The following is a 17,422-nucleotide window of genomic DNA, read 5'->3' as shown; positions in this document are numbered from 1 at the left end:
ATTTAAATTCAAAACGTTGCCATAAATTGCTGGCAAATCATCAGAAATGGATAAGCGTCTTTTCATCCAGTACTGTGGAGGTATCGCTATGCCGGTATTAAGCAGTGTTTTTTTGTCTGCACGGTAACAATACTGAATCTGGATAAGGCTTGTTCCGTCTCTGCGGGTTTTTCGCACATTACAAATTGGTCTGATTGGAAACAACATAATTAGTCGAATTTTTAGTCGAATAAATAGTCGCTACCCTTTGTAAAGTTACAAGGAGAAAAAAATGATAAGTGTTGCAATTATTTAAAAGTCAATCACTTATTAGTAAGATCTATAAGGTAGAGATAAGTAACGACTCGTTTGAGCTTTCCCAGAGGAACATTTTGTGCCATTCCACACATGTATAGGCACAAAGCGTTCCTCCGGAACGCAGGCAGCAGCCTGCAATCTTCTACCCATTAAGTGTTCCGCTGGAACACAGGTTGTGTAATGCGTTTATTAAGCTTGATATAATACATTTTTTAGAATGGCTTATTATTCCTGGCCGGAAAAAGCCTCAGTTCATTCCTGTATTTTTGCGGGGTTAACGGATAGATTTTGCTGCCGCATATAGCGGTGGCGTACAAGAGTGCGACGCAACGGCAGCTAAATAGTAGTAATGCAGCCGGGCCCATAAAATTCCTTTGTAAAAAATGAAGAAAAAAATAGGTATCAGCTATTCGGAAATGTTGTTTGAAAATTATGTGAACTGGTTTACTGCACAGGACCTTGCGGATGACATTGAAATAACAGTACTGTCTTACGAAAAAAACAATGTGCAGGACATCTACTCCTGCGACGGTTTTGTACTAACCGGCGGTGTGGACGTACACCCATCCTATTATAACGGCAGTGCGGATTATGTGAACAGGCCTTCTGCTTTTTCGCTGCAGCGGGACAGGTTTGAAGAAAATATTTACCGTTACTCTCAACTGCAGCAATTGCCTGTGCTTGGTATTTGCCGCGGTATGCAACTGGTAAATGTGCTGGAGGGCGGCAAACTTGTACAAGACCTTGGTAATGGCAACAGCCAGCATAAAAAAGACGTGATTGATAAACAGCATAAAGTAGCGGCAGTAAAGGAAACTTTTTTGCATACTGTTACAGGCGCTGTGGATGGTGCGGTGAACAGCGCCCACCACCAGGCTGTGCACCCGCAGGCTATTGCACCGGGCCTGTTGCCCAACGTGTACGCTGCAGATGACAAAACAATTGAAGGGTTTGAATTTGCGGACAAAACAGGCAAGGGCTTTATGCTTTGCGTGCAATGGCACCCCGAAAGAATGATTGAAAAAGAACAGAACCCTTTTTCTCAGCATATTAAAAACCAGTTTCTTTCAGCAGTAAGAAATACCAACATGAAAAAATTACAGGTAGTTAACCCCGCTACAGAAGAAATTATTACCGAACTGACACAGGACAGCAAAGAAAGCCTTGAGCAAAAATTAGCAACATTGCGTAACCATCATGCTAAATGGGGTGCAGTGGCACTGGCTGAACGGGTTAAGATAATCCAGCGGTTTTCTGAGTTGCTGGAAGAGCATAAGGAGCACCTGGCCGCTGTGCTGACATCGGAAGTAGGTAAGCCATTGCAACAATCACGCAACGAGGTGAATGGCGCCAGGGCCCGTATTAAATGGTTGGCAGGCAACGCTGAAAAATATTTAAGTGATGAAGTGATGGTTGAAGAACCCGGGCTTACGGAAAAAATATCGTATGAACCGCTGGGCGTTATTTGCAATATCTCGGCATGGAACTATCCCTACCTGGTTGGAACCAATGTGTTTATACCGGCGTTGCTGGCCGGTAATTCAGTAATGTACAAACCATCTGAATATGCGGTGCTCACCGGCCTTGAAATAGAAAAATTATTAAAGCAGGCAGGCGTTCCGGAAACGGCTTTCCAGGTGGCTGTGGGCGCCGGCGCTGTGGGCGAAGTGCTGCTGGATTTACCCTTTGACGGGTACTTTTTTACCGGCTCTTATAAAACCGGCAAATACATTTACGAAAGGGTAGCCCCAAAAATGGTGCCCTGCCAGTGCGAACTGGGCGGAAAAGACCCGTTGTATGTTGCGGATGATATTGAGGATATTAAGGGGGTAGCGGCCGCAACAGCCGATGGTGCATTTTACAACAATGGCCAAAGCTGTTGCAGCGTAGAACGTATTTATGTGCATGAAAAAGTGTATGACAGTTACGTGGACGAGTTTGTGAAAGAGGTTGCATCCTGGAAAAAAGGGCTGCCAACAGAAAGCGGCGTTTACATTGGACCGCTTACCCGGAAAGAGCAGTTAAACGTGCTGGACAACCAAATAAACGATGCTGTAGGTAAAGGCGGCAAAGTGCTTGCCGGCGGCAAGCAAATACCTGGCAAAGGATATTATTTTGAGCCTACGGTAGTGGTAAACGCCAGTCATGATATGTTGCTGATGAAGGATGAATCTTTCGGTCCTGTTATCGGCATTATGAAGGTGAACAGCGATGAAGAGGCTGTTAAACTGATGCAGGATACGGAGTATGGTCTTACCGCTTCGGTATATACCGCAAGCAGGAACAGGGCAGAGACTATATTGGGTAAAGTAGACAGTGGTACAGGCTATTGGAACTGCTGCGACTGTGTAAGCGCCGCCTTGCCGTGGAGCGGAAGAAAACATTCCGGATTTGGCTCCACGCTTTCCCATGCAGGCCTGCGAGGTTTTACCAGGCCCAAGGCATATCACTTGAGGGGGTAAAGTGCAGGTGACTGGTCACAAGTTGCAGGTTGCTGGTCTGTAAATGTGTAAGTTGATTCAATTATCACAAATACGGTAGGGTAGCAGTTGCGGGCTTGGAACATAAAAATCGATTACTAATTGATGTTAGTTTAATATATGTAACCATTTGTTTATAAGCCAAAGTAGGATTTGATACTAAACTTTTTCTTTGTGCAGAAGTTTTCAACAATACATTAAAAATGTTTTGGCTGGTTAGCAAATCTGTTTACTTTTCCGGCATAAAATCTCCATTACGTGAGTTCCAAACTTCAGTGGGCGCTAACCACCAAACGCTTCGGTTACCAGGTATATGAGCTTGCAAAAGGAAATCTAAAGCTGTTGTCTATGGCTTTCGATCCTTCCACACAAACAGCAAGGATAGATTTCGCAGAAACCAGGCGGGCCTTCCGCATAGAGAGAAAAGGTTTGCTGAAAAGCAAAATTGTAATGAAGAACGAATATGGCGTTAATATAAGTCAGTTAGACTTTGAAGCCGCCGGCGCCAACAAAGGCTATATCCACCTGGATGATAAGCGCTTTTTGTACAGCGTTGATGAAAGTGACAAGGAACAAATTACCATTTACCATTCTGAAACGGAACAGCCCCTGATAAGCTGCAGCCTTGCCAACAGGCCCGCTGAAACATCTGGCCGCAAAAATGTTGTACAAGCTTATTCTCACCTTTTAATGACGCTTTGCTGGTTTTTGTTTGCGCCGGGCAAAACTGAAAAAGAAGTGATGGAGTTTGGCTTATAATAAGCAACCTGCGCCATTTTAAACTTAATCCCGCACAGCTTTTGCTAACCGTTTTTTCCACCCAGCATGGGTACAAAAGAAAATTGGTCAAAAGCTTCTTCATGCAGTTCGCCTGTTGGCATTTTGGTAAGGCGTAACATGCGTTGTGCACTGCCTTCATCAACAGGAATAACCATATAACCGCCCGTTTTTAATTGCTGTACCAGTTTTGGGGGTATAAAAGGCGCCGCGGCTGTAATAAGAATCTTGTCGAATGGCGCATAGGTAGGCAGTCCTTCAAAGCCATCGCCATAAAAAAATTTAATATTAGGGTACCTGTTCCTTAAAATAAAATTCTTGTTTAGCTCATATAGTTTTTTCTGCCGCTCAATGGTAAAAACCCGGGCGCCCATTTCGGCCAGTATGGTAGCCTGGTAAACGCTGCCGGTACCAATTTCCAGCACTTTCTCATTACGCTTTATTTGCAGCAATTGTGTTTGATAAGCCACTGTATAAGGCTGCGATATGGTTTGCCCTTCGCCAATGGGGAAAGCCCTGTCTTCATAAGCTATCTTATCAAAAGCGGAATCTAAAAAAAAGTGGCGGGGTATCTGTTCTATGGCCTTTAAAACATCTTCATCTGTTATGCCCTTTTCCCTAAGCAGTTTTACCAACTGCATCCTTAAACCTTTGTGCCGGTAATTATCATCGTACTGCCTCATAGATGCGGCAAAGGTAAGGAAGCAAGTACGAGTTACGAAGTTTGAAGTACCTGTTTATGTAAGATGTTATATGTGGGATGTACGATGTAAGCAAGTACGAAAATTGAAGTACGAAGTACCTGTTTTTTGGATGGCTGCAGGAGGGGAGCGTGCAAAGTTCAACAAGCAGTATATTTTTACAGCACATAAAAAAGTGCGAAGCAACTTTATATTACTTCGCACTTCTGTTGAAAGCTTTCCTAAAATAAAAACGTTAAATCTGGGACTTCGTAATTCGTACTTACTTCACACCTCCATTACAGCGTTTGCTTAAAATAAAACCTGTTACACCTGGGTACTTCGTACTTCGTAACTCGTACCTGTCTTACTTCGCACTTCCATTACAGCGTTTGCTTAAAATACAAACCTGTTACACCTGGGTACTTCGTGCTTCGTAACTCGTACCTGTCTTACTTTGTACTTCGTAACTCGTACTTACTTCAGTTTCATATCCTCAATAATCCCTTTAATCCTGTTTTGCAAAAATGCCAGTGTATCATCAAAGGCTTCTTTGCTTTCCAGTTTGGTGTTAACACTAAAGTAGAACTTTATTTTAGGCTCAGTGCCAGATGGACGGGCGGAAATCTTGGAACCATCTTCCAGTATAAACTGCAGTACATTGCTTTTGGGCAGGTCAATGGCGGTGCTGGTGCCGGCTGATAAATCGCGGGCTGTTTTTAATTCGTAGTCCAACAGCTTAACCACTTTGGAGCCGTTGATAGTTGTGGGCGGGTTATCCCTGTAGCCCTGCATCATCTCAGCAATTTCTTCCTGGCCACGCATGCCTTTTTTGGTAATGCTTATCAGGCCTTCCAGGTAAAAACCGTACTGAACATACAATTCAAGCAACTTCTCATAAAGTGTTTTACCGTTGTTCTTCTCATAGGCTGCCATCTCGCACAAGAAGGCCACGGCCGAAATAGCGTCTTTATCACGCAGCTTGTCGCCCACCATCAGGCCATAACTTTCCTCACCGCCAATAACATAGTTTTCCTTGCCTTCTTTCTCTTTAATCAGTTCAGCAATCCACTTAAAGCCCGTTAATACATTGTAGCAGGCCACATTGTTCTGGCGTGCAACTTCATCAATCAGTTCAGTGGTTACAATGGTCTTAATCACCATATCATTGGGCTGGGCAATGCCCTTGGCTTTGCGTGCTTCAATCATATAAGCACAGGCCAGTACAGCAGTTTGGTTGCCATTTACAAGCACCCACTCGCCTTTATGGTTTTTAACGCCAATGCCAACACGGTCGGCATCAGGGTCTGTACCCAGCAGAATATCCGCATCCAGTTCTTTTGCTTTTTTAAGGCCAATGCTCATGGCTTCGCTTTCTTCAGGGTTGGGATATACCACCGTGGGGAAGTTGCCATCCGGTTTGCTCTGCTCATCAACAATGGTAACGTTGGTAAAGCCAAACTGTTTCAACACTTCGGGCACCAATGTAATGCCGGTGCCATGTATGGGTGTATACACTATTTTAAGGTCGTGCTGTTTGGCTATAACGTCGGGGTTAACGCTCAGGCTTTTAACCATGCTTATATAAGCGTCATCAATGTCTTTACCAATAATGGTAATGTTGGCTTCGCCGCCGCTCCATTTTACTTCACTCACACTGGTAATAGCATCCACTTCAAGAATAACATTTTTATCATGGGGCGGTACCAACTGGCCGCCATCGTTCCAATATGCTTTGTAGCCATTGTATTCTTTGGGGTTGTGAGATGCCGTACAAACCACACCGCCCTGGCATTTAAGGTGGCGTATGGTAAACGACAATTCAGGCGTAGGTCTTAAAGCTTCAAACAGGTAAACTTTTATGCCGTTGGCGGCAAACACGTTGGCCGTTGTTTCCGCGAAAAAACGGCTGTTGTTGCGGCTGTCATGCGCAATAGCCACTTTAATTTCCTGGTTGCCGTAAGTCTTTTTAAGATAGTTGGCAAAGCCCTGTGTAGCCATACCTACCGTGTATTTATTCATGCGGTTAGTGCCAACGCCCATAATGCCCCGCAGGCCGCCCGTGCCAAACTCCAGGTTGCGGTAAAACGATTCTGTTATTTCATCAGGATTCTCCTTCAGCAAGCGTTCTATTTCATTCTTCACATCCTGGTCGTAGTTACCACTTAGCCATGTATCAACTTTAGACTGAATTGCAGTTTCCATAATTAGTCGTTTTTAATTTTGGTTGACAATTTTAAGCATATTTACTCACTTTAGGCTATATAAATTACGCCGGGCAAAAAAGGCAGCCAGTTTCAGCTAAAGGATATGTTTCCACATTATTTTTTGGTGTCGGGCTACAGTGCCTTGTGGAGGCTTCGTTGCGTCGCACTACGTTCATCGTTCTGTTCTTTGTGGAGCATTTAAGCGGGTATTAGGGATTTAGTTTTTGCAAGGCGAGAAGAGTATTGGTCACCCAATCTAAATACAATGATGAGATACTGCCGCCTTCATTTCTGCTTAAAGTTTGTGTCTGTATAACGGTTCAGGTGATGACCAAAATTCGTTTTTACCCTTTTCTACAATTTTATGACAGGGTGAATCGTATGCTCCAATAAAGTCTGTTATTTCATATTCTACGGTCTCCCATTCTTCACCGTCTTCATATTTACAAGAAACACTTTTTGCATTATTCCTTTTCCATAGTATTTCTATTCTTTTTTCATCTTCTGGTACATCCCCTCCCCAATGATGCGTAAATCCTTTTCCTTCAGGTAAAAATTCTACTCCGTAGCCCCAAATTGCGTGTAAACCACTGCCGTCATCGGCACCATTTTCCCAGAAGCCAAGCAATTCATCTTTGCTTTCCTTTATCTCATCTTTAACAATGGAACTTTTTTTACTTTTTGAAGTATTATTCTTAAAAGTGTTACTCTTAACGACAAAAATTTGTTTAACGAAACGAAGCATGGCCATGGTTAATTTGCAATATTCATATCAAACGCAATAGCCAAGTTATACTAATTAATGATAGATTCAAAGCACGTGGTGCGGTCTTAGTGAGCGTGTTTTATCACTCACCCCGTCTTTTAGGTCATTAACACAGCCAATTATACAATTCATGAACAACAGGGTTTGTATTGCCTGGCTGACTGCGCAATTTTACCGGTAACATCAATAAACCTAAAAACAAACTTATGCAACAGGCTCGCTACAACATTTTCAACCAGATTCACAAAGGATTAAGGGCAATGCTTTATGATACCGCATTGTTGATACAGCAAACAGATTTTGATAACAGGGAAGACGCTTCTGCAACCATAAAGCAATTGGAAACCCTGCTGCATTACTTTGATGGCCATGCTGAACATGAGGACAAATTCATTCTGCCATGGATTGAAAAATTTGATAAAAAACTGGTGGATGATTTTGAAGCTGAACATGTAACAGACCATGCCCTGTCAAAAAATTTATTTGAATACATTGCGGACTGGAAAGCCGCCGATGACGAGCAAAAACTGGTTGATTTGGGCCGGTTGATTTTCTATGAGTTTAACTTGTTTGTGGCGTTTAACCTTAACCACATGAACAAAGAAGAACAACTGCTGAACCAGGTTTTGTGGGAACATTATACAGATGCGGAAATACTGGGTATGGAGCATGCCATTATAAGTTCTATACCGCAGGATGTATTGCTGGACGAAAGCCGCTGGATGATGCGCTCTATCAATAACGCGGAAGCTACAGCATGGCTGGCAGGCATAAGGAACAATGCACCGGCGCCGGTCTTTGATGTTTACATGGCAATGGCTGAAGAGGAGATGACTTTGCCAAGGTTTACGCAGGTTAAAGCCGGCCTTTCCGAAGGGGTGATGGTGATATGAAGATAAGTTACAGGCTTTGCCTTAAGCCGTAGTACATGCCCATATTAAAAGGTGAATAGTAAAGCGTAACCACCCGGCGGGACCAGCAGTTCTGCCAGGTGGTTACGCTGCTTATGTAAGGAAAGGAAATAATTATCTCGCAGAAGAGTTGCGGAATTCATCTTCTGTCTACCCGGGTCTGAAAAGCCGCCCAATGAACTGAACGATGAACGGATTGCGACGCAACAGCCGATGCCACAGCGTACCAAAGCTGGTATCATAAAAATGCCGCAATTAGTAACCAATAGCCAATGGAACGAACATAGCTTATTGCTATACCAATCCCAATACCTTATCTCTTACCAGCAGGCAGGAGCCCAGCAGGCCCGCCTTTTCGTTGATGGCGGAAAGTACAACCCGGGTATCGTTGCTTACAAGCCCAAGGGAAAACTGGTAGATAGATGACTGTACGGGCAACAACAGCGGGGTGCCTGCACCAGCCAAAATACCACCCAGCACAATAAGCTCGGGATTAAATAGGTTGATGGCAACGGAAAGCCCTTTGCCCAGGTTATAGGCAATGGCCGAAACGGCCTCTATAGCCAGGTTATCCCCCAGGTGAACGGCTTCAACAATATCCTCCAGCTCCAGGTAGCCCTTTTTGGAAAGCGTTTTTTGGAGGCGGCTGGAAACACCCTCCTTCATTTTAGCCGTAATATAATCTATCAGCACATAGCCCGAGGCCTCTGTTTCCATACAGCCTTTTTTACCGCAGAAGCAAATTTTTTCGTTGTTGAAAATGGGGATATGCCCAAGTTCACCGGCGTACCCGGATGCCCCATACACCGGCTTGCCATCAATAAAAATACCGAGGGCCAGGCCATAGTCAATATTAAGAATGAGGGTGGTTTTGGGAAGGCTTTCTTCGCTGAAAAAGTATTCGCCATAGGCAAGGGTGCGGCTGTCATTATCAATATATACAGGCAAATCCAGCGCCTCTTCCAGTATGGTTTTGATATTGATGGGTACATCGGCAAAGTGGTAAATGGTTAGTATCTGGCCTGTTTTTACATTAATACGCCCAGCAATGCTAAGGCCCACGCCCAGGATTTTATCTTTGGAAATGCGTGAACTGTTGAGGAACTCATGGATGTCTTTAATAATGGCATTTACAGATTCGCTGGTGCCGGAAAACGGGAAGGGTATGTTTACGGAAGAAGCGATAACGGTTTTGTCGAACCCCATTAGCGCCAGGTTAACTTTATACTTCTTTATTTCCACCCCCAGGAAGTAACAGCTTTCTTTATTGAGGCTGTACACGGCAGCCTTACGGCCAACGCCATCTGTTTTGCGGCCTGATTCTACTACCAAGCCCTCTTCCAGCAGCCCATTGATGAGTTCTGTTGTCTTGGGGATACTGATGGTTAGCATTTCCGCCAGTTCAGGAATAGCCAGTTCGCCCTTATTGCTAAGGTGGGTAATCAATTTTTTCTTACGTTGATGTTCCTTATAGGCTACTCCCGATAAGTCAGCGTTAAGATTAGAAAACACGGAATACTGCATAACGGGTTGGTTTGAACGATAAAAGATTCGAGAGTACTAATTTATTGATAATTTTTTTTACAAATTGACGTTGTAATTAAAAATTATTTTATAATTTCATCACGATAAATTAAAAATACTAACTGTAACCAAACTAATAGAAAAAATACCCCAGTCTTCATCTGCGGCCTTAATGAGTGTATATACAGAAGTTTATGGTGAGTTTGTTGCCGGTGTGGCATTTGAGTAACCGGCAAAGAATACACCTTTGATGAGCTGATATAATTTATAGTGCGAATTGCCTGATGTGAATTTGTATCCAGCGTGTAAACAAGAGGGCCCTTAACGTAAAACCCTGCTGCGTAACTGCTCAACATGATTTTTGCCTTTTTCAAGGCATAATCATTTCATCCAATATCCGGAAAGCCAAGGAATGTGTAAGCATATAAATACCTGTAACAGGGTATCATTATAGATTTTGCTGCTTATTATTAATTTTAAACTCAACGCTAATGAAAAGGCTACGACTTCTGCTTGTAGTGCTGTTGCTCCATTCTATTGCAATGGCCCAAACGAGACAGTTATCCGGTACTGTAACAGACTCCAAAACCGGGAATCCACTTATTTCAGTAACAGTTAAAGTAACCGGTAAAAACACAGCCGCGGTTACAGGCAATGATGGCAAATTCTCTTTGGCAATTCCATCAGGCGCTGTATCCCTGGAATTTTCTTATGTTGGCTATGCAACAAAAACTGTTGCTGTAGCGGAAGGAGAGACCTCAATAAATGTATCATTGGAAGAGCAGGCGGGTACTACATCTGAAGTAGTGGTAACCGCTCTTGGTATTTCCAAAGCTGCCAGGAAAGTAGGCTACGCGGTTACAACCGTAGGTGGAGACCAGCTAAATAAGGCAAGGGAAACTAACGTTGCTAACTCCCTAAGCGGCCGGGTTGCAGGCTTAAAAGTAACCGGTAGCAGTGGTGGCCCGGGTGGAACAGCTAAGGTTTTGTTACGCGGCATGCCAAGTATGAATTCAGGCGGCTCTCCCTTGTATATTATAAATGGTGTTCCTATGGATAATACCCAGAGAGGTAGTTCTGGCGAATGGGGAGGCTCTGACAATGGAGATGGCATTGGAAACCTGAACCCTGATGATATTGAAACAATGACCGTACTTAAAGGGCAATCAGCATCCGCATTGTACGGTGCAAGGGCTTCTAACGGTGTTATTATCATCACTACTAAAACTGGTAAGAAAGGCAATTTTTCTGTTGATTACAATTCCAACTTCATGGCTGATAAAGCAATGAACAATACAGACTTCCAGTATGAATACGGTCAGGGTACAGGTGGAACGAAACCTTCGGACGCATTGTCTGCCCGAAACTCTAACCGTATGAGCTGGGGTTCAAAACTTGATGGCAGCCAGGTGATTCAGTTTGATGGGAATAGTTATGCTTATTCTGCTGTTAAAGATAATATGAGCCGGTTTTATCGTACAGGTACTACCTTCACAAACACGGTTTCCCTTTCGAACGGCAGTGAATTTGGTTCTTTTAGGCTCTCTTTATCTAACATGGACAACAATTCGATCGTTAGAAACAGCGGGCTTGACAGAAAGACCATTAACCTGAATGCAGAGGCAAAAATTACCCCCAAGTTGACTGTTAACGTAAGCGCCAACTACGTTGATGAAAAATCAACCAACAGGGCCCAGTTAAGCGACGGCCCAATGAACCCCAATAACTTCCAATTCCTGGCGACAAACGTTGATCAGAAGATCTTTGCCCCGGGTTTTGATCCAGTTTCAGGTTTTGAAACACAATTTAGTGATGACGAATATGTAAGTAATCCATGGTTTGTTGTAAACCAATATGTAAACAACCTTGGCAGAAAAAGGCTTATAACTTCTTCTTCTGCACGTTATAATTTTACCGATTGGCTTTATGCGCAAGCAAGGATCGGGTATGACTTATCCAATGATGACTTGTTTAAAGTAGAACCCTGGGGAACTGCTTATACAGCAGACAAACATGGTAACCTACAGGACCTTGCAAAATCAAGCCAGTATGAATTAAATCTTGATGCCTTGGTAGGTGTAACACGTAAACTTACCCAGGATATTAACCTGGATGTTGCTCTGGGTGCCAACAAAAGGAAAAACCAATATGAAAAAACTGCAGTAGGTGGCAGTTACTTCCTTGTACCTTACCTGTACACGCTTTCTAATGTAAGAAACCCCAGAACAGATCCCAATTCCAACTATGACTTCTGGAAAACAGAAATTAACTCTGGTTACTACACTGTTGACCTTGCATACAAGAACTTCCTTACAATAAACACAACAGGCAGGTACGACGCGTATTCAACACTGCCTATTAATGACAATAAAATATTTACCCCTTCAGTTTCTGCGAGCCTGGTGTTCTCTGAGTTGACCAATATCAAGAATTTGAATTTCGGAAAACTCAGGGTTTCTTATGCGCAAACCAGTGGTGAGCTTACCGAAGCATACAAAACAGCGTTGTACTATTCTTTGGGAAGCCCCTTAGGAGGAATTCCTTTGGGTAACTTTAGTACGGATTTGCCTAACCTGTTCTTAAAACCATTCGTAACAACTGAATTTGAAATTGGTACTGAATTACGCTTCCTTAACAGCAGGCTAAACTTTGACGTTGCATGGTTCACCAAGAAAACAAAGAATGAGATCATGCCTGCAACGTACAGCCCGGCAACAGGTGCTACCAGCGGTTTTGTAGGTACTGGCTCTACACGTAACAGCGGCTTAGAAGTGCAGGTAACAGCTACGCCGGTTAAAGGCAAAGACTTTAGCTGGATATCAACAGCCAACTTTACTGCAGTTAGCAACAAGATCCTGCAAACTGATGCCGACAACAAAAATCAGAACCTGGGACAAAACAGAGGTACACTTGGAAATGCGGTTACTTCATACGTAGTAGGTTTTGCCGGCCCGCAGATATTAGCATACGACTATGCACGTTCTGCCAAAGGGGAAATGATAGTTGATGGTTCTGGCTTACCTGTAAGAGGAGACCTGGTAAAACTGGGAAGTGTATTACCGAAATATTATGGCGGTTGGAATAACGAGTTCAATTACAAAAACCTCAACCTTTCTTTCCTGGTTGACTACAATTTTGGCAATAAGATACTTTCTGCAACAGAATACTATGCTCTTAGAAGAGGCCTTCATAAAATGACCCTCGTTGGCAGGGATGGCATAACTACAGGTGTACATGCAGATGGAACCGCTAATACCACCAAAGCCAGTGCGCAAGATTATTATACAGCCCTGGCTAATAATGTAACATCCACCTCTGTGGTAAGCGGCGATTACATCAAATTAAGGCAAATAACGCTGGGCTATACAATATCTGGTGATGCCCTTAAAAATGTACCGCTCTTTAGCGCAATTCAAATATCATTTGTTGCAAGGAACCTTGCGATATTGATGAGAAAGAGCGATAACATTGATCCCGAAGCCAACTTTGCTTCCAGCATCAGGTATGCAGGTATAGAAGGTACTAGTCTTCCTTCAACAAGGTCATTCGGTATTAACGTAAATCTTAAGTTTAAGAAATAGCATTGTATTAGCGTTTGCCAAACAAAAATTAAAAAAACTTATATGAAGAAATCCTTTTTATATATGTCTTTGTGGGGCTTGCTCCTTCTGGGAAGTTGCACCAAAGACTTCGATAAAATAAATACAGATCCAACTCAGGCAAGTCCTGATCAGTTCGACGCCAACTATTTCCTTTCAAGCAGCCAGCGAAACTATGCCTCCGGCATAAGTGGTTATGCAGGCCCTATACTTTTTCAGAGCGGATGGGTGCAAATTTTCTCCATGGCAACAGTTAACGGGGATTATTATACCAATGCGGATAAATATGTAGAATCAAGCAATACCAATTCGTATGTTCAGAGTAGCTGGAATAACTGTTATCGTTCCGGAAGCCTGGCTAACGAAATCTTAGTAAACCATAAGGATGATGCAGATTGGGTAAACATTAATGCCGCAGCAACCATTATGAAAGTTTTGAATGCGCAATACATTACTGACATTTATGGTGATTGCCCCTACACTGAAGCATACAAGGCAAAAGAAGGTATAACGCTTCCGGTGTATGATAAACAACAGGCATTATACACTGCGCTACTTTCAGACTTAGATGCTGCATTAACATCCATGGACGCTTCAAAGCCCAAACCTACTGCGGATATCTCCTCACTAGGTGGTGATGTAGCAAAATGGAAAAGATTTGGTTACTCCCTTATGTTGCGTTTGGCCATGCGTTTAACCAAGGCTGATGCTGCAACAGCAAAAACCTGGGCAGAAAAAGCTGCCGCAGGCGGAACACTTGCCAGCGGAGAAGATGTGTACTTTAAAAATGATGAAGGCAATGGCTATAGCAACCCTAACGTAAGTGCATGGCTGGTTGCTACAGATTTTTACCAGGTTCGCTGGAGCAAAACAATGATTGACTACCTGAAAGCGGCTGATGACCCCCGCTTAAGTATTGTAGCAGAAGTGCCTGCAACAGGCTTGGCTAACAACAATAACCAGGCCTTGGCAGGAGACAATACGGCTAGTGAGCAAATTGGGCAGCCAAATGGTTATGATTTAATTCCCGCCTCTGCTAAAAATATCACAACAGCACCAGGCTATCCTGGCACTTCTCCTGCAGATCCTGCTATTACAGGTGATGTTGCAGCCGCTGTTGGAAAATATTCAAGGCCCAGGAAATCTGTATATGGCGAAAGAAGCAAACCCTTGTTTATTCTAACTTATGCAGAATCTGAATTACTGCTTGCTGAGGCTGCGGCCCGTGGCTACAGTGTTGGCGCTACCGCATCCCAGCACTACAAAAATGCAGTATCCGGTGCATTGCAGGCTCTGGCAGTTTATGGCTCAACAGCCGTTATCAGTGCCGCAGATGCAGATGCTTATGCAACGGCTCATCCGCTGGATGTTTCATCAACAGAAAAATCAATTGAAATGATCAGTACGCAATACTGGGCCACAACAGGTCTTGTATGGAATTTTGCTGAATCATGGAGCAACTGGAGAAGAACTGATTATCCAAAACTTACTCCTGTAAATTATACTGGTAATTTTTCTGGCGGTGCAATTCCTCGCAGGCAGCCTTATCCATCCGGCGAATCCAGCAATAATAGAGAAAACTATCAAACCGCGGTTAGTGGATTAAGTGGTGGCGACAACTGGACTTCCCGCATCTGGTGGGATAAATAAACTCTTTCTTTCGTAGCAGTTTGAGTTTCCTTTTGACAAGACCACCACCTGGTGGTCTTGTCTTTTTTACCAATTCAAATCTTACATTCACAGTAAAGCCAATACCAATGGGGCAGGAGTAAATACTATCTTTAAGCGTAAAATGTATTTGCCAGTTACCCAACCAGCAGCCCCTTTATAACCAGACAAAGCCGAGCATGAAAAAAATTAATTTGTTCATCTTACTGCTTATTGCCGCACAACTGCCAGCTCAGAAAAATTTTAAGGCCGCCGAACAAATTAAACCGGCTGTCTTTTCCCTGTCCATGGTAATGATGCATGATGTAGTTAACCCGCCCGCTGCCAGCCGGTATTATGCTTATTGCCTTATGGGCGCTTATGAAATAGCTTGTTTGCAAGACCCAAAAATGATACCGCTGTCCAGGCTGGTAAAATCTTTTCCGCAGGTTACCCTTACCGCCCCCAAAGAAAGCTACAACTACCAGGCCGCTGCCGTGTACTGCATTTACGAAACAGGCAGGCTTATGCTGCCTTCAGGGTTTACGCTTGAACAGGAGCAGGACAAATACATAAGGCTTTTACGAAAAAATAAACTACCGCAAAAAGTTATAGAGCAGTCCGTAGCAGTGGCTAAGGAAGTGGCACAACAGGTTGCAGGGTTCTCCAAAAAGGATAATTATAACCGCCTTAGCGCCAGGCTTCGTTACACACCCGTTAAAGGCGATGCTTACTGGTATCCAACGCCACCGGCTTATATGGAAGCAGTTGAGCCTAACTGGAAAACTGTAAAACCACTTTTGATTGACTCCTGCAATGAATTTATACCCATCCCGCCGGTAACATTCAGCAAGGATACCGCGAGTGAATTTTATAAGCTTGGAAAAGAAGTGTATGATGTATCATTAAAGCCAACGCAGGAGCAACTGAATATTGCCGGCTTTTGGGATTGCAATCCTTTTGCCGTAAGCAGTTCGGGCCACATGGCATTGGGCTTTAAAAAAATAAGCCCTGGCGGCCACTGGATGAACATTACGTCCATTGCTGCAGAAAAAGCGGCGCTGGATTTTAATAAATCTATTGCCGCACTTACCATAGAAGGCGCTGTTTTGATGGACGCTTTCATCAGTTGCTGGGATGAAAAATACCGCAGCAACCGCATCAGGCCGGAAACTTATATTAACCGATACATCAATCCCAAATGGCAGCCGCTGCTGCAAACGCCGCCCTTTCCTGAATATACCAGCGGCCACAGTGTTATTTCAACCGCTTCTGCGGAAGTGCTTACTTACCTGTTTGGCGATAACTTTACTTACACCGATAACTCTGAGGAAATGTTTGAGCTGGCCCCCCGAAGTTTTAGCTCCTTCAGGCATGCCGCCAACGAAGCTGCCATCTCCCGGCTTTATGGCGGCATTCACTACCGCGATGCCATTGAAAACGGCCAGCAACAGGGGCGGGCCATCGGCAACCACATAGTTACTAAAATTAAACAGGCGGGTGTTACGCCATTGCTTTAACCGGTATCAATAATTTTACGTTACTTGCAAAACTGTTTATTAAAGGAATTTGTAGCATGAAAGCCCTGCAGACAGAAATTACCAACGCATTGCATAGTTATATTGCCGTAATTGAAAGAGACGAACCTTACAGCAAAGCCCCCTTTCATTTTCACCCGGAGTTAGAACTTGTATTTATACAGGAAGGCTATGGCAAGCGCATCATTGGCGACAAGCTGGATAGTTTCAGCGCCGGAGATATGGTTTTCCTTGGCTCCAACCTGCCGCATGTGTGGCTTAACGACGAAATATTTTATAAAGGCTTTGCCAACCTGCGTGCCAAAGCCATCGTGGTTTACTTTAACAAAGAAGTGTTCTCTAAAAATTTTTACGAGCTTAAAGAAAGCAGCAAGATAAACGAGCTGTTTACCAAAGCGGGGCGGGGCATAAAAATCATCGGCAAAACACAAAAACAGGTGGCCGATAAAATGCAGAAGCTTACCAAAAAGAAAAACTTTGACCGTATCATTGGCCTGCTGGAAATTCTAAATACACTCTCTACCTCAAACGAAGTTGAATATATTACTAACCAGGGCTATGGCGGCACCATGCTGCAAAGCAAAAGCGACAGGTTATCCGAGGTTTACAAACACATCAACAACAACTACTTTAATGATATTTCGCTGGAAGATATTTCAAGAATTGCCAACCTTACGCCCACCGCTTTCTGCCGCCTGTTCAAGCAGCGCACCAACCGCCATTTTGTAGAATATTTAAACGAAGTACGCATCTCTAACGCCTGTCGTTTTTTGCAGGAAACCACATTGAATATTTCCGAAGTAGCTTTCCAGTGCGGGTATAAAACACTATCCAACTTCAATAAAATTTTCAAAAAAACCACCGGTCTCTCCCCCAAAGAATACCGTGTTAAAACCGAACCTGAAATACAGAGATAACCCCATATGGTTCCTTTTATAAACCTTCGGTTTATTTTTAGATTTTGGTGACCAGCAACGGTATTTCATGGCATCGCCT

Annotated in this window: 11 protein-coding genes; 7 read left to right on the top strand and 4 right to left on the bottom strand. The window is 43.5% G+C overall.

Annotated features, from left to right (window positions below; all coding sequences use genetic code 11):
* The first annotated feature begins 680 nt into the window (after positions 1-680).
* Together F0364_RS08710 and F0364_RS08705 are read left to right on the top strand one after the other, a co-directional pair.
* On the top strand, positions 681-2,759 hold the full coding sequence (locus tag F0364_RS08710) for an aldehyde dehydrogenase family protein (protein WP_153797388.1): 2,079 nt from the start codon (positions 681-683) through the stop codon (positions 2,757-2,759).
* A gap of 276 nt (positions 2,760-3,035) precedes the next feature.
* On the top strand, positions 3,036-3,536 hold the full coding sequence (locus tag F0364_RS08705; protein WP_153797387.1) for a hypothetical protein: 501 nt from the start codon (positions 3,036-3,038) through the stop codon (positions 3,534-3,536).
* 44 nt (positions 3,537-3,580) lie between these two features.
* Here the strand turns inward: F0364_RS08705 and F0364_RS08700 are convergent, their stop codons facing one another.
* The 3 genes from F0364_RS08700 to F0364_RS08690 form a co-directional block, all read right to left on the bottom strand.
* Positions 3,581-4,237: a protein-L-isoaspartate(D-aspartate) O-methyltransferase gene (locus F0364_RS08700; protein WP_153797386.1), complete on the bottom strand. Its 657-nt coding sequence runs from the start codon at positions 4,235-4,237 to the stop codon at positions 3,581-3,583.
* 474 nt (positions 4,238-4,711) lie between these two features.
* The gene (locus tag F0364_RS08695) at positions 4,712-6,439 is read right to left on the bottom strand and encodes a phospho-sugar mutase (RefSeq protein ID WP_153797385.1); all 1,728 of its coding nucleotides are present in this window, start codon (positions 6,437-6,439) and stop codon (positions 4,712-4,714) included.
* A gap of 297 nt (positions 6,440-6,736) precedes the next feature.
* On the bottom strand, positions 6,737-7,186 hold the full coding sequence (locus tag F0364_RS08690; RefSeq protein WP_153797384.1) for a hypothetical protein: 450 nt from the start codon (positions 7,184-7,186) through the stop codon (positions 6,737-6,739).
* Positions 7,187-7,413: 227 nt separating this feature from the next.
* Here F0364_RS08690 and F0364_RS08685 point away from each other — a divergent pair, with 227 nt between their 5' ends.
* Positions 7,414-8,100, top strand: a complete 687-nt coding sequence (locus F0364_RS08685) for a hemerythrin domain-containing protein (RefSeq protein WP_153797383.1) — start codon at positions 7,414-7,416, stop codon at positions 8,098-8,100.
* 312 nt (positions 8,101-8,412) lie between these two features.
* Here F0364_RS08685 and F0364_RS08680 read toward each other — a convergent pair whose 3' ends face one another.
* A complete protein-coding gene (locus F0364_RS08680) occupies positions 8,413-9,642 on the bottom strand; it encodes an ROK family transcriptional regulator (RefSeq protein ID WP_153797382.1) in 1,230 nt (409 codons plus the stop codon).
* 491 nt (positions 9,643-10,133) lie between these two features.
* On the opposite strand from F0364_RS08680, the gene F0364_RS08675 reads away from it, so the two are divergent.
* The 4 genes from F0364_RS08675 (at position 10,134) to F0364_RS08660 (ending at position 17,343) form a co-directional block, all read left to right on the top strand.
* Positions 10,134-13,223, top strand: coding sequence for a SusC/RagA family TonB-linked outer membrane protein (locus tag F0364_RS08675; RefSeq protein WP_153797381.1), 3,090 nt, complete (start codon positions 10,134-10,136; stop codon positions 13,221-13,223).
* Between the two features lie 42 nt (positions 13,224-13,265).
* Complete coding sequence (locus F0364_RS08670; RefSeq protein WP_153797380.1) at positions 13,266-14,891, top strand: SusD/RagB family nutrient-binding outer membrane lipoprotein; 1,626 nt, start codon at positions 13,266-13,268, stop codon at positions 14,889-14,891.
* Positions 14,892-15,088: 197 nt separating this feature from the next.
* Entirely contained in the window at positions 15,089-16,408 is a 1,320-nt protein-coding gene (locus F0364_RS08665; RefSeq protein ID WP_153797379.1) for a vanadium-dependent haloperoxidase, read from the top strand.
* A gap of 56 nt (positions 16,409-16,464) precedes the next feature.
* Complete coding sequence (locus F0364_RS08660; RefSeq protein WP_153797378.1) at positions 16,465-17,343, top strand: AraC family transcriptional regulator; 879 nt, start codon at positions 16,465-16,467, stop codon at positions 17,341-17,343.
* Positions 17,344-17,422: the final 79 nt, after the last annotated feature.

The organism is Foetidibacter luteolus (genome assembly GCF_009650435.1).
In the GTDB taxonomy this organism is placed as follows: Bacteria; Bacteroidota; Bacteroidia; order Chitinophagales; family Chitinophagaceae; genus Foetidibacter; species Foetidibacter luteolus.
This window is presented reverse-complemented; position numbering and strand designations above follow the sequence as displayed.

What these genes read in the sequence shown, in the direction of transcription:
- F0364_RS08700 (WP_153797386.1), bottom strand. Translation starts at nt 4,237, where the DNA reads ATGAGGCAGTACGATGATAATTACCGGCACAAAGGTTTAAGGATGCAG.
- F0364_RS08665 (WP_153797379.1), top strand. Translation starts at nt 15,089, where the DNA reads ATGAAAAAAATTAATTTGTTCATCTTACTGCTTATTGCCGCACAACTG.
- F0364_RS08680 (WP_153797382.1), bottom strand. Translation starts at nt 9,642, where the DNA reads ATGCAGTATTCCGTGTTTTCTAATCTTAACGCTGACTTATCGGGAGTA.
- F0364_RS08675 (WP_153797381.1), top strand. Translation starts at nt 10,134, where the DNA reads ATGAAAAGGCTACGACTTCTGCTTGTAGTGCTGTTGCTCCATTCTATT.
- F0364_RS08710 (WP_153797388.1), top strand. Translation starts at nt 681, where the DNA reads ATGAAGAAAAAAATAGGTATCAGCTATTCGGAAATGTTGTTTGAAAAT.
- F0364_RS08660 (WP_153797378.1), top strand. Translation starts at nt 16,465, where the DNA reads ATGAAAGCCCTGCAGACAGAAATTACCAACGCATTGCATAGTTATATT.
- F0364_RS08695 (WP_153797385.1), bottom strand. Translation starts at nt 6,439, where the DNA reads ATGGAAACTGCAATTCAGTCTAAAGTTGATACATGGCTAAGTGGTAAC.
- F0364_RS08690 (WP_153797384.1), bottom strand. Translation starts at nt 7,186, where the DNA reads ATGCTTCGTTTCGTTAAACAAATTTTTGTCGTTAAGAGTAACACTTTT.
- F0364_RS08670 (WP_153797380.1), top strand. Translation starts at nt 13,266, where the DNA reads ATGAAGAAATCCTTTTTATATATGTCTTTGTGGGGCTTGCTCCTTCTG.
- F0364_RS08685 (WP_153797383.1), top strand. Translation starts at nt 7,414, where the DNA reads ATGCAACAGGCTCGCTACAACATTTTCAACCAGATTCACAAAGGATTA.